The organism is Lactobacillus sp. RTP31084st1_F9_RTP31084_210423 (assembly GCF_040919545.1).
GTDB lineage: Bacteria > Bacillota > Bacilli > Lactobacillales > Lactobacillaceae > Lactobacillus > Lactobacillus paragasseri.
In genome coordinates this window covers 91,129-116,701 of record NZ_JBCOVH010000001.1, presented here as the reverse complement: position 1 = coordinate 116,701, position 25,573 = coordinate 91,129, and the positions used below count along the sequence as shown (strand labels likewise).

Here is a 25,573-nt window from a genome sequence, read left to right as displayed (position 1 = left end):
AGCAAAAAACGGATCTAAATTCTATTTTTCTATCAATGAAAATCGCAATAATTATATATTCTTAAGAAGTAGGGACTCTATCAATGTTTATCAACCAAGTTAAAACATATTTCAAAAACAATTATCTATATTGGCTTTCCTTTTTACTACCTGCCTGCATTTTTGCAAGCTACTTTATCTATCGCAATCATGAAATTCTAACTGTTGATTTAGGGCAGCAATATATTGATTTTCTAGCTTTTTATAAAAACAACTTATTTTCTAATCCGCTAAATCTTATTTTTACATTCAGCAGTGGCTTAGGTAATTCCTTTATTGGAACCTGGGCTTATTACTTAACTAGTCCCTTCAACTTTTTATTATTTATTTTTTCCAAGTCGCAATTACCCGAAGCAATTCTTTTAATTATTAGTTTAAAAATTGGAAGCATCGGACTTAGCAGTTTTTATTATTTTCAAAAATTCTTCAATGGCGATAACAGAATTTTTGCTCTTGCAGCTAGTCTAGCCTTCTCATTAAGCGGATTTGTTGTTAGTTATAACTTAAACTTAATGTGGCTTGACAGTTTAATTTTGCTACCTCTGTTGCTTGACTCTATTGATAAATTAGGAAACAAAAGGCAACACTACTTCTATCTTACCATGATCACTTTTTTATTATGGTTTACTAATTTTTATACTGGTTTCATGGTGCTTTTCTTCGGCTTACTTTACTTTATTAATACGCTATTCAATTCTTCTTTTTCTAAGAGACAAATTATCTTTCAATATTTTACTAAAAGTTTTCTTGGCACCAGTTTAGCTGCAATCATATTACTACCATCTTTCTTTGAAATATTAAATGGAAAAATTCATTCAGATACTACTTTATCAATGGGATTTCAATTTGCTCCATATCAAACATTTTATAAATTGACTGTAGGTGCTTTTAACTTTACTGAAATGGAAAAAGGGCTGCCTAATATCTTTTTAACTAGTATCTTTACTCTTCTTTGCATCCTCTATTTCATCAACCATCATTTTTCTATTAAAGAAAAGGTAGCCTCCGCGTTATTACTAGTATTTTTATTCTTTTCCTTTAGTTTCAATCCTCTTATTTTACTTTGGCACTTAGGTCAATACCCAGTTTGGTATCCAGCTCGCTTTAGCTTTATCTTTTCTTTTTACGCAATTTATCTCGGAGTTCAGGTTCTTGCTCACACGCAGAAATTTAGTATTAGCAGCAAAATAGTGTCTTTTCTTCTGGTAATTAGTTTAAGCTCATTTCTTTTTCTAAATCTTCATCAAAAAGAATTTTTAAATCAAACAAATATTACTTTAACTATTCTCTTTTTATTATGTAGTTTGTTAATTCTTTTGTTTTTCAACTATAAATGGATCCCAGTAATTTTCTTTGGCATTGTTGGTCTTGAAGTAAGTATCAATTTGTTAGCTAGCCTTGATAATATTTCTTATCAAAAAAACTTTGACTATACCAATTTCACTAAAAACATCTCTGAAAGTACATCATATTTACACAAATATGATTCTGGCTTATATCGAACCGAAAAAACTTTTACGCGTTCAGATGACGATCCTTTAAGCAATAACTATTATGGTATTAGTAATTTCAACTCCATTTCTGACCGTTCAACTATTAATTTGATTGAGTATTTAGGTCTTGAAAATAATGACAATTCTTTTACTAATAATTTTGCTACTCCCTTATCTGATAGTATTTTAGGCGTTAAATACAATATCGTTCCGATTAAGAATCGGCGAAGCCTTCCTTCAAAACAACAAATAGTTTTTACAAGTGCATTTTATCGACTCGATTTAATTACGAATAAGATTGTCAAAAGTTTTAAACAAGTACAAATTAGAAAAAATTCTTCAGCTTTACCTCTTATTTTTATCTCTCCATCACATAAGAAAACAAACTTTTATGCCAGTATGCCATCTGCTAATCAAAATACTCTTTTTAATAGCATTGTTGGTAAAAAAATTAATCTCTTTAATAGCTTGTACCTAACAAATCCTAATAAACTAGAAAATATCAAATCCACTAAAAATATTAATGAATATCAAAAAATTAACAAAAGCAGAATTGCAACGATTTCTTTCAAAATTTCTTCCTTTCAAAAAGGACCTTATTATTTAGAACTTCCTTCAAATTTAGATGCAAATTCTGTTTCCATTACTGTCAATGGACATCATCTTAATAATCAAGATTTAGGAATTTCAAACAAATTATTAAATATTGGTTATTATTCTCCAAATGCTCCAATCAAAATTACTTTTAATTTACATAATGAAAAAACTAATCTGAGTGGAATTCGAGTACTACAATTTAAAGAGCATGAATTTATCCAAATCATTCGTAAATTTAACAAAAAACAGCCTATTACTTGGCAAACCAGTCCTATTTCTTTAAAGCTCACTTACATTGCTAGAAGAAATAAACTGCTTAATTCTACTATCCCTTATTCAAAAAACTGGCTAATTTTAGATAACGGCACATTTCTACGAACAGAAAAATTTGCTCATAATTTTTTGAGTGCCAAATTAAGCAAAGGAAACCATCATTTAATTTTGATTTATATTCCCTTTGCCTTTCTAATCGGTCTTATAATTTCACTCATTTCACTTATAATTATATTTATTTTCAAACCAAAAAAGGCTTAACTTGCTCACTTGCAAGTTAAGCCTTTTTATAAACGAGTCAGAGTTAGTTCAATGTTTTAACATCATTGATAGTTACATCAAATGTTCCACCAGGAGTGTTAATAGTTACCTTTTCACCCTTTTTCTTGCCAAGTAAAGCTTGAGCAATTGGTGAATCATTAGAAATTTTTCCGTTAAGCGGATCAGATTCATCAGATCCAACGATAGTATAGGTTTCTGGATCATCAGTACCTACTTCAGTGTAGGTAACAGTCTTACCGATAGAAACTTCGTTAGGATCAACGCTATCTGCATCAACAACTTGTGCATACTTAAGCATTTGTTCAATTTGAACAATACGTTGTTCTACAGCACTTTGCTCATCTTTTGCAGCATCGTATTCAGAGTTTTCTGATAAGTCACCGAATGATCTAGCAACCTTAATTCTCTCAATAACTTCTGGACGTTTTACTAATTTTAAGTTTTTTAATTCCTTCTGAAGTTTTTCCTTACCTTCAGCGGTCATTGGATAAACTTTTTCTGCCATACTAAAAATTCTCCTTACCTATACCTATTATTCTTTGCACCAACCAGCTTATGTTTTCTACTAAAAAAGTCAACCATTTTTACTGGCCTAAACTACTATTCCGTTTCAAGTGTTCGTCATAGTTTTCATTGTAGTAAACCTTACCAGTCTTAAGATTTGCAACAAAGTAGAGATAGTTAGACTTGATTGGGTTTAATACAGCACTAATTGAATCTAAACTCGGATTATTAAATGGTCCCGGACCATATCCCTTGTGAACATACAAGTTATATGGAGATTTTACCTTAATATCCTTTAGGTTCAAAGAATGTTTATGCTTATTCAGCGCATACATGACTGAAATATCAGATTGAAGTGGCATATTTGCTTTAATTCGGTTAAAGAATACCCCAGCAATCATGCGGCGATCCTTAGACTTAACACCTTCACGCTCTACTAAAGAAGCTAAAGTTAAAACTTCCTGCACAGTCAAATGTTTTTTCTTGATAGAACTATAGTAAGGTTGTAAAACTTGATCAGTCTTATCAACCATTTGGTTAACTAGTTCTTTCAAAGAAGCTCCTTGATAGACATCATACTTAGCCGGAAAGAGATATCCTTCTAAGTGATAGCGAACACCTTTACTGTTCATTGAACTAGTTAAGAGCTTAGGATATTGCTTTTCTAGACTCTTCATAAAGCTTTGATCTTTCATTAGCTTCAAGAAGTCTTGACGGCTATATTTCGTATTCTTACCAACTGTCGTAGCAATACTATCAATCGTTTGTCCTTCTTTTATCAAAACGTGACCGACAACTGGACGACCGCCTCCACCTTGCAATTGACTAACGATTTCCTTGTTATGCATTGAAGGTGAAAGATAGAAATTACCTGCCTGAAAATTGGTTGCACTATGACTCTTTAACCAAAAGTTAAAGATGATCGCATTTCTAATAATCTTTTTCTCCTGTAAAATCTGAGCAATCTGACTATTAGTTGCACCTGCAGGAATATGAACACTAACGACATCTTCATCATGACGGTTGGCAGGCTGAAGGGCATAGCCAACATAACAGCCTCCAATTAAGATAAACAAGACTAAAATAGCACCTAATCCACTAAGAATCCAACGGGTAACTTTTTTAGATGCCTGTTCTTCTAACTCATGATTTTTCTTTTTGTCCTGATTTAGCAAACGCTTTTCCTCCGAAAATCACAAAAATCTAAGACAATTATAGCAAAGCTCCCTAGAAAAGAATTAACGAACTTTAATCTTTAGACTTTCTTTCAGATCTGCTTCAATTTTTTCCATTGCTTTAGTAACTACTTCATCAGTTAATGTATCTTTTTCATTCAAGAAAGTTAATGAATAAGAAATTGACTTATGGCCTGCTTCAATTTGACTACCAGCATAAACGTCAATGACTTGAATATCATGAAGATACTTGCCACCATTTAATTTAATTTGGGCTTCAATTTGGGCATTAGTTACTGCATTAGGTACTAATAATGATAAATCACGTTCAATTGCTGGGAACTTAGGAGCAGCTTTGGCCTTCATTCCCTTATGAAGCATTGAAACAATCGTATCTAAATCAATTTCGTAGCCATAAATTTCACTTCCACGCAATGCCTTATCAAGGGTAGTAACTGTATGAGCAATCATCCCAATTAAACCAACATATTGATCATTAAGGTAAATACCAGCTGTTCTAGTTGGATGCATACCAACTATGATTTCTGGACGATACTCAATATCTGTATCCTTAATTCCAATTGCTCTAAATAAATTAGTTAATTGGCCTTTTACAAAGTAGAAATCAATCTTTTGATCTAAATGTTGCCAATTTGCTGACACAGTATGTCCTGAATAAAGAGCAGCTAAATGTTCATGTTCATTAAAAGTATTATTTTCATGATCATAAACTCTACCTTGTTCAAATAAGGCTAATTCCTTTTGCTTACGTGCCATATTATAGCTTGCAGCATCAACTAAACCAGTTAATAAGTTTTCTCTCATCGTTGAACGGCTTGAATTCAATGGCCATTGAACTTCTACAACTGGCTTAGGATCTTTGGTAAATGAAATTGCTTTTTCCGGAGAAGTCAATGAATAAGAAATTGCTTCCATCATGCCTTGTCCTTGAACAATATCTTTGATTCTGCGCATAGCAGTTTCTTTTTCTGAATATCCACCATGAGTTTCAGCTAAAAGAGGTTGAGTAGACTTTAAGTTATCATAGCCATAAATTCTACCTACTTCTTCAACTAAATCTGCTGGAATAGAAATATCCCATCTTCTATTCGGAACTGTAACAATTAATTCATCTTTTGATCCATCAACAGTAAAGCCTAAGCGATCAAAAATCTTTTCCATTTCTGATCTACTTAATTCTGTTCCTAATACCTTGTTAATGTATGAAACAGTAGTTTTAACTACTGAAGGATTTCTTTGCACATCAGCTGCCTTAATTTCACCTTCGTTAACAGTACCATTTGCATCATTACGTAATAACAGAGCAGCAATATCTAAAGCTTTTTGCGTGTTATCCCAGTTAACCCCTTTTTCAAAACGACTTGAAGCTTCAGTACGATTAGCATGACGTAAAGCAGATTTTCTAACACTAGTTCCATCAAAAATAGCAGATTCTAAAATTACATCAGTCGTATCATCTTCTACTTCTGAATTTTTACCGCCCATCACACCAGCCATCATTACTGGCTTTTGACCATCGGTAATAATAATATCGTTTGGATCTAAGTCAACTTCTTTATCGTTTAGTAAAGTAAGCTTTTCACCTTTCTTAGCTTTTCTAACCTCTAATTTACCATCTTTAAAAGTACGAGCATCATAGGCATGTAGTGGTTGTCCAGTCAATAGCATTACATAGTTAGTTACGTCAACCACATTATTAATTGGCCGCAATCCTGCATTCCAAAGACGTCTCTGCATCCATAATGGACTTTCACCAATTTTAACATTTGAAACTTTTCTTAAGTAAAACTTAGGTGCTAATTTTTCATCAACTTTAGCATCTAATTCATTAGTCCATTCAGGACCATCTGCTTTAAGAACTACTGGTTCAACCTTAGGCTTTTTATCGACAATTGCACCAACTTCATATGCTGCACCTTCCATTGATAAAGTATCAGCACGGTTTGGGGTAATATCAAAGTCTAAAATGTAGTCATCCATACCAAGTGCTTCATAAACTTCTTCACCTGGTTTTACATCGGAATCTTTAGGGAAAACAAAGATTCCATCAATATATTTTTGAGGAACAGTCTTATCTGCAAAACCAATTTCTTGAAGACCACAAATCATTCCATTTGATTTAATTCCGCGAATTTTACCACGCTTAATCTTTTCATTGCCTGCGATTCTTGCACCGTGTAAAGCAACAATCACATCTTCACCCGCTGCAACATTTGGAGCTCCACAAACAATTTGAATTGGTTCATCTTCACCTACATCAACTTGACATTTATGTAAGTGAGTTCCTTCAATATCTTCACATTCTAAAATGTGACCAACTACTAACTTCTTTAAGCCTTCTGCTGGATGGTCTACTGATGCAATTTCGACACCAGTTCTAGTAATTTTTTCTCCTAAATCTTTAGGATCTTCGTCTAAATCAAGAAAATCTTTCAACCAGTTATATGAAACAAGCATTAATCTTCCTCCTTACGGAATTGTGCTAAGAAACGAACATCGTTGGTGTAGAAATCACGAATATCAGAAATACCGTATTTCAAAATTGCAAAACGGTCCAAGCCTAAACCGAAGGCAAAACCACCATAAACTGTTGAATCAACGCCAGCATTTTCTAAAACGTTAGGGTGAACCATTCCAGCCCCAAGTACTTCAATCCAACCAGTATACTTACAAATTGGACATCCCTTACCGTTACAGTTGAAACAAGAAACATCCATTTCAACAGATGGTTCAGTAAATGGAAAGTAGGATGGACGAAGACGAGTTTTACGATCTTGACCAAAGACATGCTTGGCAATCATTTCTAAAGTACCTTTAAGGTCCGACATAGTAACATTTTTATCAACTACTAAACCTTCCATTTGTTGGAATTGGTGAGAGTGAGTCGCATCATCATCATCACGACGGTACACCTTACCAGGTCCCACCATCTTTAATGGTCCTTTAGAAAAATCATGCTTTTCTAAGACTCTTGCTTGATCTCCTGAAGTTTGAGTTCTAAGCAAGTCTTCACTATCAATATAGAAAGTAGCTTGCATATCACGTGCTGGGTGATCCTTAGGTAAGTTCATCATCTCGAAACAGTAGTGATCTGTTTCAATTTCTGGACCTTGTACTACCTTATATCCCATACCAATGAAGTAGCTTTCCAAATCATCCAAGATAATATTGATTGGGTGCTTTGAACCTAAATGTCCTTCACGTCCTGGTAAAGTCACGTCAATCTTTTCTTCTTCTAATTTTTGAGCAATTACTGCTTGTAAGAAATGATCTTTTGCTTCATCTAATTGCTTTTGAAGAATATCACGAACTTGATTTACTTCTTGACCTACTTTTGGTCTATTTTCAGGTGCGATATCTTTCATTGAGTGTAGAATTTGAGTTAATTCACCCTTACGCCCCATTAATTCAACTCTAATCTTATCAAGCATCTTTTGATTTTTAGCTTGCTTGATTTGATCTAATCCTTCTTCTTTTAACTTATTTATTCTATCGAATAAGTCCATCTCATTTTCCTTTCCAACAAAAAAAGCTCCGTCCCAAAAGGGACGAAGCTTCGCGGTACCACCCTAGTTTGAACTAGCACAAAAAGTGCGTGTTCACACTCTCTTCATATAACGGTGAAATACCGGAATTGATTAGATTCTGCTCCTAAGATGAAATTCATGCTTCTATCTTAAGTTTTTTCCACCAATCAAACTCTCTCTAAAAAGATATCTACATTACTAATCTTAATCATTGCATTTAAGTATAATAGTATCTTAAATCTTTTTACTTAACTTTGCAATTATCTTTAGGCCCATTTATCTGCCCAATTATGAACTTGTTCAAAAACAGGCTGTAAGTCTGCTCCTTTTTGAGTCAGAGTATAGCTAATAATACCGCTCTTTTCATCAACTGTACGATTAACAATACCGTCCTTTTCTAGTTCTTTCAATCGCTCAACTAAAACTCGATCAGAACACTTACTAATACAACGTGCTAAATCTTTAAAACGCATTGCATTAGTATCGCACAAAGAGCTAATAATTAAACCATTCCATTTTTTACCAATAATTGCAAAAGCATCAATAAAATGCGAACACAGTGAGTAATCTTCTGGATCTGGACAGTCACCCATTTTAGTTTTGCTTTCAATTTCTTGGGACATTTATAATTCCTCCTAAAAAATCAAAATATTTTTAGATCAATCTATACTAAAGATTATAGTAATATTACTTACTTAAAACAAGCTGTAAGCTTATGAAAAATGATAAATCATGATTCCAGCTGCTACTGCTGCATTTAATGACTCTGCCTTACCTTTTATTGGAATATAAATTTTTTTATCTGCTGTTTCAATTACATCTTTACTTGCCCCATGAGCTTCATTGCCAATTACTAAGGCTAATTGAGGAACAGAAATACAATTATTCAATGATTTGGCTGTTTTATCTAGAATACTTACATAAACTGGAATTCCATTTTCCTTAAAGCTACTAATTGCTGCTAAGATTGGATTCTGAACAATTTGAATGTGAAATTGACTGCCCTGCATACTACGCTGAACTTTGGGATTATACAAGTCTACACTTTCTTCAGATAGAACAACTCCATCAAATCCAGCTGCATCAGCTGTACGAATAATAGTGCCTACATTTCCTGGATCAGTTAAGTTGTCCAAAACAACCCATTTTCCATATTCAAAACTAAATGATTTAGGCTGATTAATCGGTAAAACCATAAAAATATCTTGACTGTTCTTAGTACTGCTCGAATGCTCTGCAATTGCATCAGTAATTTGAATTACCTTGTCATCCTTCAACTTATAATGAGCAGTAAGTTTTACTAAAGCTGCTGAAGTTCCTAAAATATATAGATAATTTTCGTGATTCTTGAGTGCTTCTTCAACTAAATGAAAACCTTCGATTAAATAAGTTTGAGTCTTTTTACGATATTTCTTCTGTTCTAGCTTTCTAAGACTCTTAATTGTCGGATTGTTTACTGAATTAATTTCTATCATAATTTCTACTTCCTTCTAATCTAATATTTTAAATTACCTCGCCCAAAATTAACATGTTAAAATTTAAGTTAGAAGATAAAGAAAAGAGCGATATTTATGAAAACTGTCACAATGAAAGTTACCGGTCTTGTCCAAGGTGTTGGTTTTAGATGGACCACGCAAATGATTGCACAAGAATTAGGAATTAACGGCACTGTTAAAAATAACCCTGATGGATCAGTTTCTATTGTAGCTCAAGGGGAGGAGCTTCCTTTAGAACATTTTATTAAAAAAATTAAAGCTTCACCATCAGTAGCTGGACATGTGGATCATGTTGATTTAAATACAATCTCCAATGCAGAAAAATTTACTCGCTTTAGTGTGGTTTATTGATACTTTAACAAATAACTAGTAAACTTTATTCCAGTAACAATAAAGTAGGAAAGGTTATAGTTAATGAAATCAAAAACTAAATATTTTAGTCTATTTGCCATGCTAACTATCTTGGCATTAGTCTTAACTGGTTGTGCTAACAATAGTCAAAGTATCTATCAAGCACCTACTAGTGGACCATATGCTTGGGTTTTTAGTCTTTTTGGTAAGCCAATTCAAAATATCATGTTAGCTGTTGAGCATCAAATTGGTGGCTCAAATGGTGCTGGCTGGGCAATTATTATCATTACTTTTGTTGTTCAGTTAATTGTTATGCCGCTTCGTCTTGCATCTCAGCGCAAAATGACTACACAGCAAGAAAAGACTCAAAAACTTCAACCACAAATGAAGTTGATTCAAGAAGCACTGAAAAAACCTGGCTTAACTCAACCGCAACAAATGCAAATTAGCCAACTTCAAATGCGAGTTTATAAAGACAACAATATGTCCATGATGGGTGGAATGGGATGTTTACCATTACTTATCCAACTGCCGATTATGATTGGGATCTATCAAGCAGTAGCTTATTCTAAAGAATTAGCTGCTTCAAGTTTCTTTGGTATTTCTTTGGGGCAGCGCTCAATTGTTCTAACCATCATTGCTACCTTGCTTTATGTAATTCAAGGTTATCTATCAATGGTTGGAATTCCTGAAGAACAGAAGAAAGCCATGCAGATGACTTTGATTTTGAGTCCAGCAATGACTTTCTTCATCAGTATTTCAGCTCCTGGTGCCTTAGCTCTTTACTTCTTAGTTGGTGGTTTAATTGCTATCTTGCAACAAGTAATTACTACATTCATCATCATGCCAAAAGTAAAAAAGGATGTTGCAGCTGAATTAAATGAGCGTCCACTTAAGGTAGTAGTCACTCAAGAAACAATCGATAGTATTCTTAATACTACTACTTCATCAAATACTAATAACGAAACAGAAAAAGATCTTCATCAAGATTTACGTGCACGAAATGCCGGTAAGCAAAAACGTCCTCATAACTCTGATAAAGATTAATAAGCAAATAAGAAAGGAATCCAATTTTTGTAGGTCACTACAAAATGGATTCCTTTTTATTATCATTTATTTTCTTGTTTAGACTTTAACAAAGGAAATTCAATCATAAATTTACTGCCTGAACCAAGTGTCGAACTAACACTAATTTTTCCATGGTAGCTTTCAACTAATTTTTGAGCAATAGCTAAACCTAGACCATTACCACCTTTTTCACGAGTTCGAGCTTTATCTACACGATAGAAACGATTGAAGATCTTATCTTGCTCATCAGGCGCAATACCTTCACCAAAATCTTGGACGGAAATTTTAACTTTATCTTTTTCGGTAGCTGCATCAACTAATATTTCTTTACGATCCGTAGAATACTTAATTGCGTTGTCAATTAAAATAATCAAAATTTGCTCTAAGTGATTACGATAGATCTTGATAATTGTATCTGGTGCTAAGTCACTGTCATCATATGTAATTGTAAAATCCTGATGAATCATTCTCATATCATTAACTGTTCGATTAAGAACTTCGTTAACATCAGCCGTTTTATCAGGATACTGTAAATCAACTTGTTCAGCCCTAGTTAAGTCAAGCATCTCCTGAATTAAATGTTTCATCCGTTTGCTTTCTTGAAGAGAGGCTTGAATTGATTCTTCTAGGACCTGCGGATCATCTTTTCCCCATCGTTCTAGTAAGTTCAAGTGTCCTTCAATTACAGCCACCGGTGTACGTAACTCATGAGATACATCCCCAACGAATTGCTTCTGTTGCTGCATATACGCCTGCATTCGATCTAGCATTTCATTAAATGAAGTAGCTAATTCACCTAACTCATCATTTCGATGGAGATCTGGAACTCTTCGTTTATTAGTTGGATCTTCATTAATATCATGAGAAATCTGTGACATCTTTTTGATCGGTTGGACAACACTATTAACAATCAAATATGATAAACCGACAAAAACAATAATTGCAATAATCGACAGACCAATCATCCAATTACGAATTGATTTCAAAACATGATTTTGTTGATCCATCGAATTATCAACAATTAAGTATCCAGTTAATCGATGTGTTTTATCAGAAAAAATCTTCTGATAAATTTTCATATGGATTTTTCCTTTTGTGTTTTCTACCTTTAAAACATGATTCTCTGTCTTGCTAAAATGAGGCATTCCATTATCAGGAACATTTCCATTACTAAAGACCACATCTCCGCTTGGATTATAAATAGTAATACTTGTATCTCGATTCGACAAAGTCGCTAAAACATCATCATTAAAGACATTTCCCCCATCATTTGAAGTAATAGGGGTTTGCCCTTCCAAAATTCGATTAGTATTAGGCGAAAGCTGAGGAACAACATTTGAAATCTGGAGACTGGTCGGAATTTCGACCAATCTTCTCTGAAAGGTGGTGGCAACACTTTCAGTCAAATTTCTTTCCTGCGAAACAATTTGCTGCTTTACTAAAGAATAAATTGCAATTGAAAATATAACAAAAGAGACCGTAATTGTCGCTGCAACTAAGCTTACCCACTTAAAGGTTAGCGAGGACTTGAGGGTCTCTTTGGTCGATTTATTTTGCTTCTTCACGTGCTTCATCATTTTCATCCGTTCTTACCATATAACCGGTACCACGAACAGTCTTGATGTATGAAGGACGGCCCGGTACATCGATCTTATTACGTAAATAACGTACATAAACTTCGACAACATTAGTTTCAATTTTAGATTCAGGTCCCCAAATCTTATTTAAGAGTTGCTCTCTAGTAACAACGTTATTTTTGTTTTCAATTAATGTCATTAACAAGTTGTACTCACGCTTAGTCAGATCGACTGTACTATCTCCGCGATGAACGATTCGGTTAGCTGTTTCAATGGTTAAATCATTAAAATGAACAACTTTTTGAACACCCATCGTGTCGCCCATAGCTCTCTTTTCAATTTGTACTCTTCTTAAGACTGCACGTAAACGAGCCAATAATTCTTCGATTGCAAAAGGCTTAACAATATAGTCATCAGCACCGTGATCTAAGCCAGAAACTCGATCAATCACTGAATCTCTTGCAGTCATCATAATAATTGGAGTAGTTTTTTCTTGGCGAACGCGACGAGCAATTTCTAATCCATTAAGATCTGGCAACATTAAATCAAGTAAGATTGCATCAAAATCTTCGTTTAATGCTAAATCTAATCCTTTTCGACCATTTCCTTCAACTTGAGTTTCATATTTCTCATGTCTTAATTCTAGTTCTACAAAACGGGCAAGATTTTTTTCATCTTCAATAATCAGAATTTTACTCATTATTTTCTCCACACTATAATTAATCTGGTTAAAAATTTTATTAATAAATTAATATTAAATTTAAAAATACATTAATGCAAGGGTTTATTCCTTGTTTTTTTCATCTTTGAATAAATCTTTAAGCTTAGCAAAGGCTGGATTTTCCTTATTTGATTGTTCTTCTTGATAAGCCGCTTGAGAAATAACCTTCCATCCCTCTCCTTCAGGGAAATCACCTTCACTTTTTTCTTGAGGCGTTAGAATAACTGATGGTAAGCTTAATAATAAATTGTCTTCTACAGCTTTTTGAAGATCAATTTTATCATCCTTAACAGTTACGATAGTATCTTCTTCATCAAGCTGCTCTTGAGTTGGCTCAACTTCACTATAATTTTCAGTAAAATTAAACTCTTGATGCAGTTTTACCGGCTTCAAACTTCGAGTAGATGGGGCAATTACATCTGCTTCTACAGTGAAATTCCCAGTTACAAAGGGGTCATCATAAAAGAAATCGCCACTAACATGCACATTTTTGGCATCTTCAAGTAATTCTTTACTTCTATCAAAAAAATCTTTACTTAACTCGACATCTTCATCAACGTGAGTCAAGGGATTACGGCTATTTTTAATTTGTGAATATGAAAAATTTAACATTATTTTACCTCAATTGGTCTTCGACCAAAGTTTTGATCTTCACCCATAATTTGTTCAAAAAGTCGATCTACTCTTACTTGCAGACCTAAAGTTCCACTCGCTGCATTTTTCTTATCGACTTTAGAAATAATTGGGAGTTCAACATCTTTCCGAATTTTCTTAAGATAATTTCTTCCACGACTATTATAGCCAAGCAATAGCGTTGAAACATCTTGATATGAAGTCTGTATTTCCTTTTCGGTTACGTTTAAAAGAGTGTAGAGACAAAGTCTTCTTAGGCGCGCATAAGTATAGCGTTTAGACTTAATCTGGCGTAAAAATGAAGTAAAATCTTCCGCAGTATGAATTTCTTCTTTCATTTTGTACTCTAAACCCTCGCTCATTTGATAGATTGAGCGTAATTCTTCTAAACTGGCGCTTTCAATCCGATACTTTAAAAAATTAAATAAAAGATTCCAATTGGGGTAGACTTTTTGTTTTTCTAGTGCTGCTAGTTCTCCTTTAGGAAGATACTTTTTCAATTCAGTTAAATCATTTGGGTGATGTAAACAATAGTTTCTAATTGCAGTAGCAGAAGAAATAATCTTGTCTTGCAAAAGTGGATCATCATGTCCACTACCCAATCTAGTCACAGGGTGTAGATGAAGTGGATTTTCTAATTGCTCACTAGCTACTGCATAAGCAACAGCTAACATCATATTAGGTTGATTTACTTCATGACCAATTTCTCTAGCAATCATTTCGTTATACTGAGTAGCATAAGTTTGGGTATAATCACTAAAATCCAGACGATTCTTAGGAATTTGACTTATTTTTTGTCCTAGATATGAAAAATTTAAGTTAGCATCCTCTACACCAAAAAATAATTCTGATACTCCTAAATCACTTAACATCCTAATACTACCATTAGCAAAAATATCAGCTGGTTGAACTGCAAAAGAAAATGGTAGTTCAAATACTAAATCAGCACCTGAATTCAAAGCAGCTTTAGCTCTTTGCCACTTATCCATAATTGCCATCTGTCCACGTTGAACATAATTACCTGACATTATAACGATAATTGGATCGTTTTCAGCAACTAAACGAGCTTGGTTTAGTAAAAATTCATGTCCACTATGAAAAGGATTATATTCGGCTACAATGCCAATTACACTCATACGTCTTCCTTTAATCCAAGTTTAATTCTAACTTCTTACCATTGCTCCAGAGCTTTTCCAAGCCATAAAAGTCTCTAGCATCCGCAGTGAAGACATTTACAACTACATCTCCCATATCTACTAAAAGCCAGTTAGAATCACGTGTTCCTTCAATACGGTAATCTTCTTTTCCTTGTTCATGAATTTTATCAATAATGCTATTAACAATTGCATGAAGTTGACGATTTGAGCCTGCAGTAGTTACAACATAGTAATCTGCTAAAATACTAATTCCTTGCATATCATATGCTTCAGTATCTTCACCATGTCTCTCATCAATTGCTTCTACGGTTAAATCTAATAATTTCTTGCTATCCAATTTTATTTTTTCCTTTCAAAATTCTAATCTTTCACAGCCCATTTATTATATGCGGCAAAAGTCTTAGGATATATCTTTTTTCTATTAGTTATTAAAAAGTCAAGCGTATGAGCTAGTTCAAAACCTACTCCATCATCTAAATTAGCATATGACACCTTTCTTGCCTCTTCTACACCTGGGAAATCACGTCCTGGTTCTATAAAATCAGCAACAAAGACAATTTTATCCAAAGTAGACATTTCAACATCAGCTGTTGTATGACGTCTAATTGCAGTTAAAATTTCAGGATCAGTTATCTTTAACTCTTTCTCAATAAAATATGCCCCAACAATGCCATGCCAAATAGCACGATTATAGTTAAGTAAGTCCTGATCAAAGTGTTGTTCCTTAATTACCTTAATAAATCGTTCTGGAGGTACTTGCTTTGCATAATCATGAATAAATCCAGCTAAAGCTGCTTTATCCGGATCATAATCATTAAGTTCAGCTAACTTACGGCTCGTTTCACTTACACCAATACAATGCTTAAATCTTTTTTCATCCATGTTGCTTTTTTCTTGAGCAACAATTTCAGCAGAAGTTAACGGGGAATATGTTTTTGCAAAATTAATTTCAGTCACGATATAAGCCTCTTGATTCAATATATAAACGAACACTTTCAGGCACTAAATACCGAATAGAATTACCGGTAGCTACATTTTTACGAATTAGAGAAGACGAAATATCTAAATTTGGAGCATCTACCCAAATCATAGGGAATCTCGGATTTTGTGGATAGTTTGGTCTTCTAACTCCTACTAATGTCGACAAAAGGGCAATTGTTTCAGGTTCACGCCAATTTTCAAAATCATTTACTTCATCACTCCCCATAATCAAATAATATTGATTACGTGGTGCTCTTTTTTTCAAATAACGCAAGGTATCAACTGTATATGAAGTACCACCCCGCATTATCTCAAAAAGTTTAACATGAAAATATGGATTATCATGCGTAGCTAATTCAAGCATCGCACAGCGGTCTTTAGCACTGACATTACCTGCTAATTGTTTATGAGGTGGAGTATTATTGGGGATAAACCATATTTCGTCTAAGTGAAGTTGCTTTCTAACTTGCTCTGCCATTACTAAATGAGCAAGATGGACTGGATTAAAAGTTCCTCCCATAATTCCAATTTGCTGAGCAGAACTTGTAGCTGGTTCAAATTTTACTTGTGGCTTTTCTTTTACAACGCACTGCATTATATCAACGCTCTTCTAATTCCTAAACCAATGCCTTCCGGCGTATAAGCCTTCACTACAACATTAGCTGGTGTTGTAATAAATCCTACGCCTCCAAACAAAATATCGCTTTTTTCTTTTGGTGAAAATGTTTGTCCTTTTAATGGTCCTAAATTATCTTCCTTACTTGGTGGAAGTAATAAGTCATCTTTATGCTTTTCATAAAATGTATCAGCATTCTCAGTCTTGGTTCTATGAACATAAAGGTCTCGTGCAACATAAATTGTAAAACCAGCTGATGGACCATCAACATAATCAAAACGTCCTAGTCCAGCCAAGAAAATTGTTTGTCCCGGTAATAACTGGTAAGTTGCAGGCTTTAATGGTTTCTTTGGTTCAACAACTTCTAATTCTTTGCCACTCAAGTGACTAGCCAATTGATTAGCGTTCAGGATTCCTGGGGTATCAATTAAATAATGACCATTAGAAAGAGGTATTTTAATTTCATCTAAAGTTGTTCCAGGAAACTTAGACGTAGTAATGACATCTTTTAAATCACTATTCATATTGATAATTGCATTAATTAAAGTCGATTTACCAACATTAGTAGTTCCAACAAAATAAATATCTTTCTTTTCACCCTTTTTTGCTAAAAAAGCCATCAAATCAGCTAAATTTTTCTTTTTAGCAGCTGAAACTAAAAAGATTTTTTCTGGCTTTAAACCATTTCGGTTGGCTTCTTGACGCATCCAGTCTTTGATTTTTGACTCTTTAGAGTTTTTCGGAAATAAATCTACCTTATTACCAACTAAAATATATTCATTACCGCCAATAAAACGTTTAATCGAAGAAATTAATGAATTGCTAAAATCAAATAAATCAACTACGTTAACAACCAAGGCTTTTTTTTGACTAATTGAATTGAGCAATGCCAAGAAATCATCGTTATTTTCTTCAACTGGCATAATTTCGTTATAATGTCTTAATCTAAAGCAGCGCTGGCAATATACCTCATTGTCATCACTTGTTAAAGCTTTTTTTAAGGCAGAAGTTGGTAAATAGCCTGACTTTTTAGGATCTTGATCCTGCAATATACTTCCACAACCAATACAACGCAATTCTTCACTCATTCTAATTTCTCCTTAAAAACTACTGGCTTTCTTAAATTCAAAAAGAAGAAGATAAATTTTTCAAAAAAACGATTAATTCTAGTATTCCACTTATCGGTTTCAACTAATGGCTTTACCAAAACTGTAGCTACACCAGCTAAATTACCAGCCTGCATATCAGTAATCAATTGATCGCCAACCATTAAGACTTGATCTTTTTGTAAATTTAGTTCTTTTAATTCCTGATTAATTCCGATGGGAAGAGGCTTTCTAGCCTTTGCAATAAAAGAAATATGATATGGATTCAAAACTTTTCCAATCCGTTCAGCATTATTATTCGAAATAACAACTAAACGAATTCCAGCTTTTGCTAAACGGCGATTAAGTTGATCCATTTCAACTGCTGTATCAGCTTTGTTCCATGCAAGCAAAGTATTGTCTAAATCGCTAAAAACAGCCTTAATCCCCATCTTTTTTAACTGTTTTGGATCTAAATGATAGATAGTATCTATTGTATACCGAGGTCTAAATAACATTAAAAAATCTCCACTTTTTTCTCATATCTATAGTATCAGAAATCTTTAATCTTTAGAAATATTTGCTGATTAAAAAATTAAAATTTTACTTTTCTTTAGCACAAAAGATGGTAAAATAAGAACAATTTAAACTTTTCCACCGTATTACACAAAGGAGCTAAAAATGAAGAATTTTATTGATCTCCATCTTCACCTAGATGGTTCTTTGCCATACACTACCGTTAAAAAGTTAATGGAAGTACACAATTTTTCCAGTTTAACTGACTCGCAATTGAAAGAAAAGTTATCTGTTTCTGAAAGATGTGCTGATTTACAAGAATATTTAACTAAATTCGACTTTCCATTGTTATTTCTGCAAACAAAAAAAGATCTAGAAACAGCAACTTTTGATCTTTTACAGAAACTCCGCTCTCAAGGTTTAGTTTATACAGAGATCCGTTTTGCTCCACAGCTCCACACCCAAAAAGATCTTACTCAAGAAGATGCAATTAAGGCCTGTATTTTAGGATTAAAGAAATTCTACAACTGGCAAAATAACCATGAAGATAATTTTTATCCTCTGCACGCCAACTTAATTCTCTGCCTTATGCGCTTGCCTGATCGAGAACAAGAAAACTACTTAACTGTTAAACTAGCTGCTAAATATGCTAAAGAACACGTTGTTGGTATTGATCTAGCAGGGCCAGAAGGACCAATTCCAAATAAAAAATTTAAGCCTTTCTTTGATGATGCTAAGGAAATGCACATTCCTTTTACAATTCATGCAGGAGAAGCAGCGGGCCCAGAATCAATGCAAGAAGCATTAGACTTAGGCACTAAAAGAATTGGTCACGGAATTCGCTGCTTAGAAAGTGAGCAACTAGTTCAAGAATTAATTAACCAACATATTACCCTAGAATGTTGCGCCACTTCTAATCTTAATACTAAAGTATTTAAAAAAATCGACTCATATCCAATCAAAACTCTGCTTTCAAGAAAAATAAAAGCAACATTAAATTGTGATAATATGACCGTTTCAAATACCAATTTACCTAAAGAGTTTAAATTACTTGAAACTAAAACTAATCTTACAAATTTAGATGAACATCAATTATTATTAAACTCCATTAATGCTGCCTTTGCTTCTAACCAAGAAAAAAGTCGCTTATTACATATCTTCAATCAAATTTGAGAAAAAAATGCTCCGCTTATGCGGAGCATTTTTAATATTTTTAGTTCAAAGCTTTCTTAGCAGCATCTGCTAAATCAGCAAAAGCTTTTTCGTCGTTGTAAGCAATATCAGCTAACATCTTACGGTTCATGTCAATACCAGCTACCTTTAAGCCGTGCATTAACTTAGAGTATGAAAGACCATTTTGTCTTGCAGCAGCGTTGATACGAGCAATCCATAATTTTCTGAATTCACTCTTACGCTTCTTACGGTCACGGAAAGCATATTTACGAGAAACAAATACTTGAGTACTTGCAGCTTTAAATTGTAAGTGTTTTGAGCCACGGTAACCCTTGGCTAACTTCATGATCTTCTTACGACGAGCGCGTGTTACGGTTCCACCTTTAGTTCTTGGCATCTAAAATTCCTCCTCAAAAAGTCTTCTAATAATTAACGCATTTGGGAAAGCATCTGTTTGATGCGCTTTAAGTCACTTGCTGAAACCATAGCAGCTTTTCTCAAATGACGACGTTGTTTCTTAGTCTTACCGTGGAAACGGTGTCCAGTGTAAGCATGGTGACGCTTTAAGCCACCATTAGCAGTTCTCTTGAAACGCTTTGCTGAAGCGCGGTGTGTTTTTTGCTTTGGCATATCTATTCCTCCAATTAACTACTTTTTCTTTTTATCTTTCTCACTTAATGGAGCAAGCATTAAGAACATTGAACGGCCTTCCATCTTAGGCTTAGTAACTACATTAGATAAGTCACTAGCTTCATCAGCCATCTTCTCTAAGACCTGTTTACCTAACTCCTTGTGAGTAATTGCCCGGCCTCTAAAGCGAATAGAAACTCTAACTTTAGCGCCCTTGGTCAAGAATTTACGAACATGCTTTAACTTAGTGTCAAAGTCATTGCCTTCGATTGTTGGACTTAAACGAATTTCTTTGACAGCCATAACCTTTTGATTCTTACGGTTTTCTTTGGCTTTCTTTTGTTGTTCAAAACGGAATTTACCGTAGTCCATAATTCTAGCAACAGGTGGCTTAGCATTAGGAGAAAGCAAAACCAAATCAAGGTCAGCGTCAGCTGCTTTACGTAAAGCTTCATTCTTAGAAACGACACCAATTTGTTGGCCATCAACTCCAATTAAACGAACTTCACGAGCACGAATATCTTCGTTTAAGATCATATTTCTTGGTATGAGTATTCACCTCCACGTTAATTTCGAGGACAAGAAAAAAGCGGGCAAAGTTAACGCCCGCTTTTAATCAACAGATATTATCGATCAGCCCAGAGGTAATATTAACTTAGGCGAGAAGCGGGAGCTTCTTCTTGTTCTCAACTTCTAAATTATACCATCTAATTAATCTACGTCAAGAATTAATTGAATGCAACTGCTAATTTTAATAAAACTAATAGAAAGAAAGAGAGCCTTGCTTCTTCACAGCTTTATTAACTTTTTCAAAAATAAATAGTCCAAGCAACAACCAAAATATCGAATTAAAGGCTGAAAAGGATAAATAATATTTAAAATTATAAGCTGATCCACTAATAATTAATCTCATCCAGCTAACCATTGGTACAAGTGGCAAAAAATTTGCCATGTTCTTTACTAAAAGATCTGCTTTCTCAAATTGTGTTAGTAAAATTCCTAAATACAAATATTGACAAATTGCTAAAAAACTTCCTATTCGTTTAAATCTTAAAACTAAGCTAATTATCAGATACCCCAAGCCGAAAAGAGTAACTAAAGAAAAAATAGTTGGCCAAATAACCATAATTGTAAAGTTTATCCATTGTCCTGTAAAAAGCATAAGTGCTAAACAAACAATGATAGACTGTCCAAGTGAAATAGTAATATTTACCATACTTCTATTAAAAAATAATTTTTCACTTGAAATTGGCATCAAATATAATTGCTGTAAAATCCCACTTTTCGCATTATTCATAGTATTACTGCCTAACATTGATACTGTATTCTGAATTGTTGTCCACAATGTGAAGCCAATAATTAAAGCTGAAAGTGATTGTCCGATAATACCCTTACTAATTGAGTTACTACCCCAAAAGATACCCATAAACATTAAAATAGTTAAAGCTAAGTCTGAGACAGAGCTAAATAAATAGCGTCGGTATATGATTAATTCACGCTGAAATTCCGCTTTTAATGCTACCATCTTCATTTTTTCCTTTCATGTAAAAATCAACCACTTCTTTTAAACCTTTATTTTTAGTTTTAAGGTCAATTAATTTAAATTGAGTTAAAAATCCCAATAAATGTGATAAGTCTTTTCGATTAGATAAAATCAACTGATAAGTAGTATTATTAATCGAAATAATCTTAGCAATACTTTCTAAAAGTGCTTGTTGCTCATTAGACAAAACTCGCGAGAATTGAACCGTGATAAATTTTTCTTGATTGAATCTATCTAAACAATCTGCTTTACTGCCACTATAAATTAACTGTCCTTTTTTTATTAATAGGATCTGATCTGCAATTCTTTGTGCAAATGCCAATTCATGCGTAGTTAATAAAATTGCAACTCCTTCAGAAGCTAATGTCTTTAATATTCGTTCCACAGTTTCTACTGCCTCAATATCTAAACCAAGAGTCGGTTCATCTAAAATTAAAAATTTAGGTCTAGAAATCAACGCACAGCAAATAGCAATAATTTGCTGCATCCCTCGACTTAATTCAAAAATAACCGTATCCTTTTTAGACAACAGACCAAATTTCTCTAATAGTTCTAAACCATTTTTTCGTGCCACTTTTTTATTCAACCCACGTTGAGCTCCCCAATATATAAAATTTTCCATTGGCGTCAAGGCATAAAACATATTGCGCGTACTCTCTAAAACTACTCCGGTTTGTTTTAATAAAGGCGTAAAATCATTTTTTAGCAATTTATTTTCAAAATATATTTTCCCTTCATCAGGAAGCAATAAGTTCAAAATTATTTTTAAACTTGTCGTTTTTCCCGCTCCATTAAATCCTAAAAAAGTAGTTATTTTTCCAGCAGGAATATCAAATGATAAATCTTCAATTGCCCTTGTTCCATTTTGAAAACTTTTGCTTAAGTTTCTTACTTTAAGTAACATTTTAAGTCCTCTCAAATTTCTTTCAGTTTCTTATTAATTCGCTTAACCTCATGCCATAAATGATAAAAATAAATTCCGTATGCTAAAGCATACATAATAATAAAATCAACAATCGCTTTTAGTAATGCTGATCCAGAATAGTTAAACTTATTTAAAAAGAGATAAAAGCTTAACCATGCACTAAGACAAATGAAAAAGTTAATAAAGATTTGTTTTTTTAAAGACCAATTATCATGCTCAAAAACCAAACTGGCAAAATAAAAGAAAATTCCAATCAAAAACGAAGATCCTAGCCAGAAAAGAAAATATTTTACCGAAATAGTTGTCTCTAATCCATTCTTGAAAAAATGATTTTGTAAAATATCAATTCCCAGCCAAGTCATCCCAATTCCTATTCCTACTAATCCACTATTAATTAAACGTACAATATGTTTCATAATCCCAGTCTCTCCTTTAATTTTTTTATTTTTCGACGGGCAATTTGCACACGTAATCCGTTTTTCATCAAGGCATCGATATTACCATTACTGATAATTTCTAAATGATCGATAAAACGATAATTTAGAATTGCACTTCGGGATGCTTCAATAAAATCAGTTGGTAAGTTAATGCTGGCCTGATAAAGTCTACCTTTAAAAAGATATGTTTTATCCTGCGTATAAATTATTGTCTTTTCATTTTCTACTTGAATTAAATATATTTTTGAAACTTCAATCGCATATGCTGTTTCTTTTCGATATCCCCATAAAATTTGAGGATCAGACTGCAATTCTTGAGTGATTTTTCTTATCTTGTCTGTCATCTTCTTTAGCCAAAATTCAGCTTTTTCTTTTTGTAAATCTTTATCGATATTAAACTTTATTTCCATATGCTCACTCCTTATATTGCCTATAAGTATACTCATTGCATTTTCTAAAACCAGTAATTTTCGGTAAATGGTTAAAAACTTGTGGTGAATGGTCATATCTCAAATAAATTTGAAGTTTTTGATAATATAATGATTACTAATTGGACTAACTGGGAATATTTAGTACCTACTATTCTTAAAGAATATACTGACAACGAATCAGCAAACTCTATCTATCAACGCAGTCATTCATTACCCAAACAAATTCTTAATAACATTATTAAAATCATCAAGTAAACAAAAAAACGAGAAGACCTTATTATCAGTCTTCTCGCTTTTATATTAAAAACTATTATTTTAATTATTTTTCTCTTGAGTATGACTTAACATCTGCGTCAATTTCAGCAATAAAGTCATCTAAACTCTTAGAAATTTGTTCTTCAGTACCATAACGACGAACATTAACACCATTGGCATTCATTTCATCGTCACCCAAAACTAAAGTATAAGGAACTTTTTGAGTTTGTGATTCACGAATCTTGTAACCAAGTTTTTCGTTTCTGTGGTCTACTTCTGCTCTAAATCCGCGCTTAGCTAATTCTTCACGAACCTTATCAGCATATGCGCCGTGAGCTTCCTCGTTAACTGGGATAATTTCAGCTTGAACTGGAGCAAGCCAAGTTGGGAAGGCACCCTTGTAAATTTCAGTTAAGTAAGCAATGAATCTTTCCATAGTACCAACAATACCACGGTGGATCATAACTGGACGGTGTTCTTCACCATCTTGACCTACATAAGTTAAGCCAAATCTTTCTGGAAGCATAAAGTCAAGTTGGATAGTTGACATAGTTTCATCGTTACCTAAAGCAGTCTTAGTTTGAATATCAAGCTTAGGACCATAGAATGCTGCTTCACCTTCTGCTTCAACATAATCAAGGCCAAGATCATCCATAGCTGCCTTAAGCATTGATTGAGATTTCTCCCACATTTCATCATTTGCGTAGTACTTATCAGTGTTCTTTGGATCACGGTATGAAAGTCTGAAGTAGTAATCAGTAATATCGAAGTCTTTGTAAACATCCATGATCAACTTCAAAACTTTAGCAAATTCTTCTCTGATTTGGTCAAGTGCAACAAAAGTGTGACCATCATTCAAAGTCATTTCACGTACACGTTGTAAACCTGATAGAGCACCTGACTTTTCGTATCTGTGCATCATACCTAATTCAGCGATACGGATTGGCAATTCACGGTATGAACGAATGTGGTGCTTATAGATTTGAATATGTGAAGGACAGTTCATTGGGCGAAGTTCAAGCATTTCACCATCACCCATGTCCATTGGTGGAAACATGTCATCACGATAGTGTGCCCAGTGACCAGAAGTCTTGTATGCATCTACGTTCATTAAAACTGGAGTATAAACATGTTCATAGCCATCAGCAACTTCTTTATCAACAATGTATCTCTCGACAACGCGACGAATAGTAGCACCCTTTGGCATCCAGTAAGGAAGACCTGCACCAACTTTAGGATCAACAAAGAATAAGTCTAAGTCTCTACCAATAGTTCTGTGATCTCTTTCCTTAATTTCAGCGCGACGCTTTAAATCTTCATCTAAAGCTGCCTTCTTAAAGAATGCAGTACCAAAAATTCTTTGAAGCATTGGGTTAGAAGATTTACCTAACCAGTATGCACCAGCAACTGATAAAAGCTTAAAGTTCTTAATCTTACCAGTATTTGGTAATAAAGCTTCAAAACCAAAGTCAACAAAGTCACCTAATTTGTAAACTGCAACTTCGTCTTTTTCGTCCTTTAAAAGATCTAATTTGAATTGGTCATCTTTAAAGATATCTTCCAATTCACTCTTTTTCATTGAAGTATATTCGATCTTTTCGCCATTCTTGATTGCCTTTTGCATTTCTTTTTCAAGTTCTGGCAATTCAGTAATCTTAATTTGATCTTCTTTATCAGTATCTACAAAGAAGCCACCCTCATCTGCTTCATGCATACCCAAGCGTAATTCTGGATACTTACGCTTAGCGATAGCTTCAAGCAAGAATGCAGCAGTAGCACGTAAAATATCTAAACCTTCTTCATCCTTATCAGTGATGATAGCTGCTTCTACATCTTCATCAACAACGTAATCTAAAGGCTTCATTTCGCCGTTAATTTTTGCACCAACAGCAGCTTTTCCTAGAGAAGTAGCAATTGAAGATGCTAGTTCTTTAACAGAAACTGCCTTGTCAAAATCTTTCTTTGAGCCGTCTGGCAAAGTTACAGAAAAACTCATAAAATTTTACCTCCAAATAAAAAATCCCAGCACTAAAAATAGCGCTGGGACGTTAAAATACGTGGTTCCAC

27 protein-coding genes and 2 other annotated features are annotated in these 25,573 nt (G+C 33.7%); of the genes, 4 read left to right on the top strand and 23 right to left on the bottom strand.

All coding sequences use genetic code 11. From position 1 onward, the window contains the following. The first annotated feature begins 83 nt into the window (after positions 1-83). Positions 84-2,663, top strand: a complete 2,580-nt coding sequence (locus AB5359_RS00610) for a YfhO family protein (RefSeq protein ID WP_368279934.1) — start codon at positions 84-86, stop codon at positions 2,661-2,663. A 43-nt stretch (positions 2,664-2,706) separates the two neighbouring features. On the opposite strand, the gene greA is transcribed toward AB5359_RS00610, so the two are convergent. The 6 genes from greA to AB5359_RS00580 form a co-directional block, all read right to left on the bottom strand. Continuing rightward, positions 2,707-3,189: a transcription elongation factor GreA gene (greA, locus tag AB5359_RS00605; protein ID WP_003646934.1), complete on the bottom strand. Its 483-nt coding sequence runs from the start codon at positions 3,187-3,189 to the stop codon at positions 2,707-2,709. Positions 3,190-3,268: 79 nt separating this feature from the next. After that, on the bottom strand, positions 3,269-4,363 hold the full coding sequence (mltG, locus tag AB5359_RS00600; RefSeq protein ID WP_048685122.1) for an endolytic transglycosylase MltG: 1,095 nt from the start codon (positions 4,361-4,363) through the stop codon (positions 3,269-3,271). Positions 4,364-4,426: 63 nt separating this feature from the next. Continuing rightward, entirely contained in the window at positions 4,427-6,841 is a 2,415-nt protein-coding gene (pheT, locus tag AB5359_RS00595) for a phenylalanine--tRNA ligase subunit beta (protein WP_048685120.1), read from the bottom strand. Further along, entirely contained in the window at positions 6,841-7,890 is a 1,050-nt protein-coding gene (gene pheS / locus AB5359_RS00590) for a phenylalanine--tRNA ligase subunit alpha (protein WP_048685117.1), read from the bottom strand. Before pheS ends, pheT begins: the two co-directional genes overlap by 1 nt. A gap of 35 nt (positions 7,891-7,925) precedes the next feature. Next, positions 7,926-8,132 (bottom strand) — a binding site (T-box leader). 45 nt (positions 8,133-8,177) lie between these two features. After that, positions 8,178-8,534: a helix-turn-helix domain-containing protein gene (locus tag AB5359_RS00585; RefSeq protein ID WP_003646931.1), complete on the bottom strand. Its 357-nt coding sequence runs from the start codon at positions 8,532-8,534 to the stop codon at positions 8,178-8,180. A 90-nt stretch (positions 8,535-8,624) separates the two neighbouring features. Then, positions 8,625-9,386 carry an RNA methyltransferase gene (locus tag AB5359_RS00580; protein ID WP_048685113.1) on the bottom strand — a complete coding sequence of 254 codons (762 nt, stop codon included), beginning with the start codon at positions 9,384-9,386 and terminating at the stop codon, positions 8,625-8,627. A gap of 96 nt (positions 9,387-9,482) precedes the next feature. Between AB5359_RS00580 and AB5359_RS00575 the strand changes: the two genes are divergently transcribed. Both AB5359_RS00575 and yidC read left to right on the top strand, forming a co-directional pair. Next, positions 9,483-9,758: an acylphosphatase gene (locus tag AB5359_RS00575; protein WP_048685111.1), complete on the top strand. Its 276-nt coding sequence runs from the start codon at positions 9,483-9,485 to the stop codon at positions 9,756-9,758. Between the two features lie 63 nt (positions 9,759-9,821). Then, the gene (gene yidC, locus AB5359_RS00570) at positions 9,822-10,805 is read left to right on the top strand and encodes a membrane protein insertase YidC (RefSeq protein WP_003648373.1); all 984 of its coding nucleotides are present in this window, start codon (positions 9,822-9,824) and stop codon (positions 10,803-10,805) included. 62 nt (positions 10,806-10,867) lie between these two features. Here the strand turns inward: yidC and AB5359_RS00565 are convergent, their stop codons facing one another. The 9 genes from AB5359_RS00565 to AB5359_RS00525 form a co-directional block, all read right to left on the bottom strand. Beyond that, on the bottom strand, positions 10,868-12,409 hold the full coding sequence (locus AB5359_RS00565; protein ID WP_003648372.1) for a HAMP domain-containing histidine kinase: 1,542 nt from the start codon (positions 12,407-12,409) through the stop codon (positions 10,868-10,870). Further along, positions 12,375-13,103: a response regulator transcription factor gene (locus tag AB5359_RS00560; protein WP_003646926.1), complete on the bottom strand. Its 729-nt coding sequence runs from the start codon at positions 13,101-13,103 to the stop codon at positions 12,375-12,377. The genes AB5359_RS00565 and AB5359_RS00560 overlap by 35 nt, the downstream gene beginning before the upstream one ends. An 84-nt stretch (positions 13,104-13,187) precedes the next feature. Beyond that, positions 13,188-13,736 (bottom strand): DUF177 domain-containing protein, encoded by a 549-nt coding sequence (locus AB5359_RS00555; protein WP_077410457.1) that lies wholly within the window; start codon positions 13,734-13,736, stop codon positions 13,188-13,190. Continuing rightward, on the bottom strand, positions 13,736-14,893 hold the full coding sequence (locus AB5359_RS00550; protein WP_048685106.1) for a nucleotidyltransferase: 1,158 nt from the start codon (positions 14,891-14,893) through the stop codon (positions 13,736-13,738). Before AB5359_RS00550 ends, AB5359_RS00555 begins: the two co-directional genes overlap by 1 nt. Positions 14,894-14,903: 10 nt before the next feature. Continuing rightward, complete coding sequence (gene rsfS / locus AB5359_RS00545) at positions 14,904-15,251, bottom strand: ribosome silencing factor (protein ID WP_003648368.1); 348 nt, start codon at positions 15,249-15,251, stop codon at positions 14,904-14,906. A 23-nt stretch (positions 15,252-15,274) separates the two neighbouring features. Further along, positions 15,275-15,871: a bis(5'-nucleosyl)-tetraphosphatase (symmetrical) YqeK gene (yqeK, locus tag AB5359_RS00540; RefSeq protein ID WP_003648367.1), complete on the bottom strand. Its 597-nt coding sequence runs from the start codon at positions 15,869-15,871 to the stop codon at positions 15,275-15,277. Beyond that, on the bottom strand, positions 15,864-16,490 hold the full coding sequence (locus AB5359_RS00535) for a nicotinate-nucleotide adenylyltransferase (RefSeq protein ID WP_003648366.1): 627 nt from the start codon (positions 16,488-16,490) through the stop codon (positions 15,864-15,866). The genes yqeK and AB5359_RS00535 overlap by 8 nt, the downstream gene beginning before the upstream one ends. Continuing rightward, positions 16,490-17,599 (bottom strand): ribosome biogenesis GTPase YqeH, encoded by a 1,110-nt coding sequence (gene yqeH / locus AB5359_RS00530; protein ID WP_003648365.1) that lies wholly within the window; start codon positions 17,597-17,599, stop codon positions 16,490-16,492. Before yqeH ends, AB5359_RS00535 begins: the two co-directional genes overlap by 1 nt. Next, on the bottom strand, positions 17,596-18,114 hold the full coding sequence (locus tag AB5359_RS00525; RefSeq protein WP_020806749.1) for a YqeG family HAD IIIA-type phosphatase: 519 nt from the start codon (positions 18,112-18,114) through the stop codon (positions 17,596-17,598). The genes yqeH and AB5359_RS00525 overlap by 4 nt, the downstream gene beginning before the upstream one ends. Positions 18,115-18,277: 163 nt before the next feature. Here AB5359_RS00525 and add point away from each other — a divergent pair, with 163 nt between their 5' ends. Further along, on the top strand, positions 18,278-19,285 hold the full coding sequence (gene add, locus AB5359_RS00520) for an adenosine deaminase (protein WP_048685100.1): 1,008 nt from the start codon (positions 18,278-18,280) through the stop codon (positions 19,283-19,285). Between the two features lie 40 nt (positions 19,286-19,325). Here add and rplT read toward each other — a convergent pair whose 3' ends face one another. The 8 genes from rplT to thrS form a co-directional block, all read right to left on the bottom strand. After that, on the bottom strand, positions 19,326-19,682 hold the full coding sequence (gene rplT / locus AB5359_RS00515; RefSeq protein ID WP_003646918.1) for a 50S ribosomal protein L20: 357 nt from the start codon (positions 19,680-19,682) through the stop codon (positions 19,326-19,328). A gap of 32 nt (positions 19,683-19,714) precedes the next feature. Continuing rightward, entirely contained in the window at positions 19,715-19,915 is a 201-nt protein-coding gene (gene rpmI, locus AB5359_RS00510; protein WP_003646917.1) for a 50S ribosomal protein L35, read from the bottom strand. A gap of 18 nt (positions 19,916-19,933) precedes the next feature. Next, positions 19,934-20,452 carry a translation initiation factor IF-3 gene (gene infC / locus AB5359_RS00505; protein ID WP_003646916.1) on the bottom strand — a complete coding sequence of 173 codons (519 nt, stop codon included), beginning with the start codon at positions 20,450-20,452 and terminating at the stop codon, positions 19,934-19,936. A gap of 38 nt (positions 20,453-20,490) precedes the next feature. Next, positions 20,491-20,603: a sequence feature (ribosomal protein L20 leader region), on the bottom strand. 72 nt (positions 20,604-20,675) lie between these two features. Continuing rightward, complete coding sequence (locus tag AB5359_RS00500) at positions 20,676-21,446, bottom strand: hypothetical protein (RefSeq protein WP_035425708.1); 771 nt, start codon at positions 21,444-21,446, stop codon at positions 20,676-20,678. Then, positions 21,409-22,362, bottom strand: a complete 954-nt coding sequence (locus AB5359_RS00495; RefSeq protein WP_020806752.1) for an ABC transporter ATP-binding protein — start codon at positions 22,360-22,362, stop codon at positions 21,409-21,411. The genes AB5359_RS00500 and AB5359_RS00495 overlap by 38 nt, the downstream gene beginning before the upstream one ends. Positions 22,363-22,373: 11 nt before the next feature. Further along, positions 22,374-22,799: a DUF3021 domain-containing protein gene (locus AB5359_RS00490; RefSeq protein WP_048685093.1), complete on the bottom strand. Its 426-nt coding sequence runs from the start codon at positions 22,797-22,799 to the stop codon at positions 22,374-22,376. Continuing rightward, positions 22,796-23,230 carry a LytTR family DNA-binding domain-containing protein gene (locus AB5359_RS00485; protein WP_020806754.1) on the bottom strand — a complete coding sequence of 145 codons (435 nt, stop codon included), beginning with the start codon at positions 23,228-23,230 and terminating at the stop codon, positions 22,796-22,798. The genes AB5359_RS00490 and AB5359_RS00485 overlap by 4 nt, the downstream gene beginning before the upstream one ends. 340 nt (positions 23,231-23,570) lie before the next feature. After that, positions 23,571-25,502 carry a threonine--tRNA ligase gene (gene thrS, locus AB5359_RS00480; RefSeq protein ID WP_003648357.1) on the bottom strand — a complete coding sequence of 644 codons (1,932 nt, stop codon included), beginning with the start codon at positions 25,500-25,502 and terminating at the stop codon, positions 23,571-23,573. Positions 25,503-25,573 lie beyond the last annotated feature (71 nt).

Bases quoted from the DNA above. Each gene is read 5' to 3' on its own strand.
- AB5359_RS00610 (WP_368279934.1), top strand. From the start codon at position 84: ATGTTTATCAACCAAGTTAAAACATATTTCAAAAACAATTATCTATAT.
- greA (WP_003646934.1), bottom strand. From the start codon at position 3,189: ATGGCAGAAAAAGTTTATCCAATGACCGCTGAAGGTAAGGAAAAACTT.
- pheT (WP_048685120.1), bottom strand. From the start codon at position 6,841: ATGCTTGTTTCATATAACTGGTTGAAAGATTTTCTTGATTTAGACGAA.
- pheS (WP_048685117.1), bottom strand. From the start codon at position 7,890: ATGGACTTATTCGATAGAATAAATAAGTTAAAAGAAGAAGGATTAGAT.
- AB5359_RS00585 (WP_003646931.1), bottom strand. From the start codon at position 8,534: ATGTCCCAAGAAATTGAAAGCAAAACTAAAATGGGTGACTGTCCAGAT.
- AB5359_RS00580 (WP_048685113.1), bottom strand. From the start codon at position 9,386: ATGATAGAAATTAATTCAGTAAACAATCCGACAATTAAGAGTCTTAGA.
- AB5359_RS00575 (WP_048685111.1), top strand. From the start codon at position 9,483: ATGAAAACTGTCACAATGAAAGTTACCGGTCTTGTCCAAGGTGTTGGT.
- yidC (WP_003648373.1), top strand. From the start codon at position 9,822: ATGAAATCAAAAACTAAATATTTTAGTCTATTTGCCATGCTAACTATC.
- AB5359_RS00565 (WP_003648372.1), bottom strand. From the start codon at position 12,409: ATGAAAATGATGAAGCACGTGAAGAAGCAAAATAAATCGACCAAAGAG.
- AB5359_RS00560 (WP_003646926.1), bottom strand. From the start codon at position 13,103: ATGAGTAAAATTCTGATTATTGAAGATGAAAAAAATCTTGCCCGTTTT.
- AB5359_RS00555 (WP_077410457.1), bottom strand. From the start codon at position 13,736: ATGTTAAATTTTTCATATTCACAAATTAAAAATAGCCGTAATCCCTTG.
- AB5359_RS00550 (WP_048685106.1), bottom strand. From the start codon at position 14,893: ATGAGTGTAATTGGCATTGTAGCCGAATATAATCCTTTTCATAGTGGA.
- AB5359_RS00535 (WP_003648366.1), bottom strand. From the start codon at position 16,490: ATGCAGTGCGTTGTAAAAGAAAAGCCACAAGTAAAATTTGAACCAGCT.
- yqeH (WP_003648365.1), bottom strand. From the start codon at position 17,599: ATGAGTGAAGAATTGCGTTGTATTGGTTGTGGAAGTATATTGCAGGAT.
- AB5359_RS00525 (WP_020806749.1), bottom strand. From the start codon at position 18,114: ATGTTATTTAGACCTCGGTATACAATAGATACTATCTATCATTTAGAT.
- add (WP_048685100.1), top strand. From the start codon at position 18,278: ATGAAGAATTTTATTGATCTCCATCTTCACCTAGATGGTTCTTTGCCA.
- rplT (WP_003646918.1), bottom strand. From the start codon at position 19,682: ATGCCAAGAACTAAAGGTGGAACCGTAACACGCGCTCGTCGTAAGAAG.
- rpmI (WP_003646917.1), bottom strand. From the start codon at position 19,915: ATGCCAAAGCAAAAAACACACCGCGCTTCAGCAAAGCGTTTCAAGAGA.
- infC (WP_003646916.1), bottom strand. From the start codon at position 20,452: ATGATCTTAAACGAAGATATTCGTGCTCGTGAAGTTCGTTTAATTGGA.
- AB5359_RS00500 (WP_035425708.1), bottom strand. From the start codon at position 21,446: ATGAAGATGGTAGCATTAAAAGCGGAATTTCAGCGTGAATTAATCATA.
- AB5359_RS00495 (WP_020806752.1), bottom strand. From the start codon at position 22,362: ATGTTACTTAAAGTAAGAAACTTAAGCAAAAGTTTTCAAAATGGAACA.
- AB5359_RS00490 (WP_048685093.1), bottom strand. From the start codon at position 22,799: ATGAAACATATTGTACGTTTAATTAATAGTGGATTAGTAGGAATAGGA.
- AB5359_RS00485 (WP_020806754.1), bottom strand. From the start codon at position 23,230: ATGGAAATAAAGTTTAATATCGATAAAGATTTACAAAAAGAAAAAGCT.
- thrS (WP_003648357.1), bottom strand. From the start codon at position 25,502: ATGAGTTTTTCTGTAACTTTGCCAGACGGCTCAAAGAAAGATTTTGAC.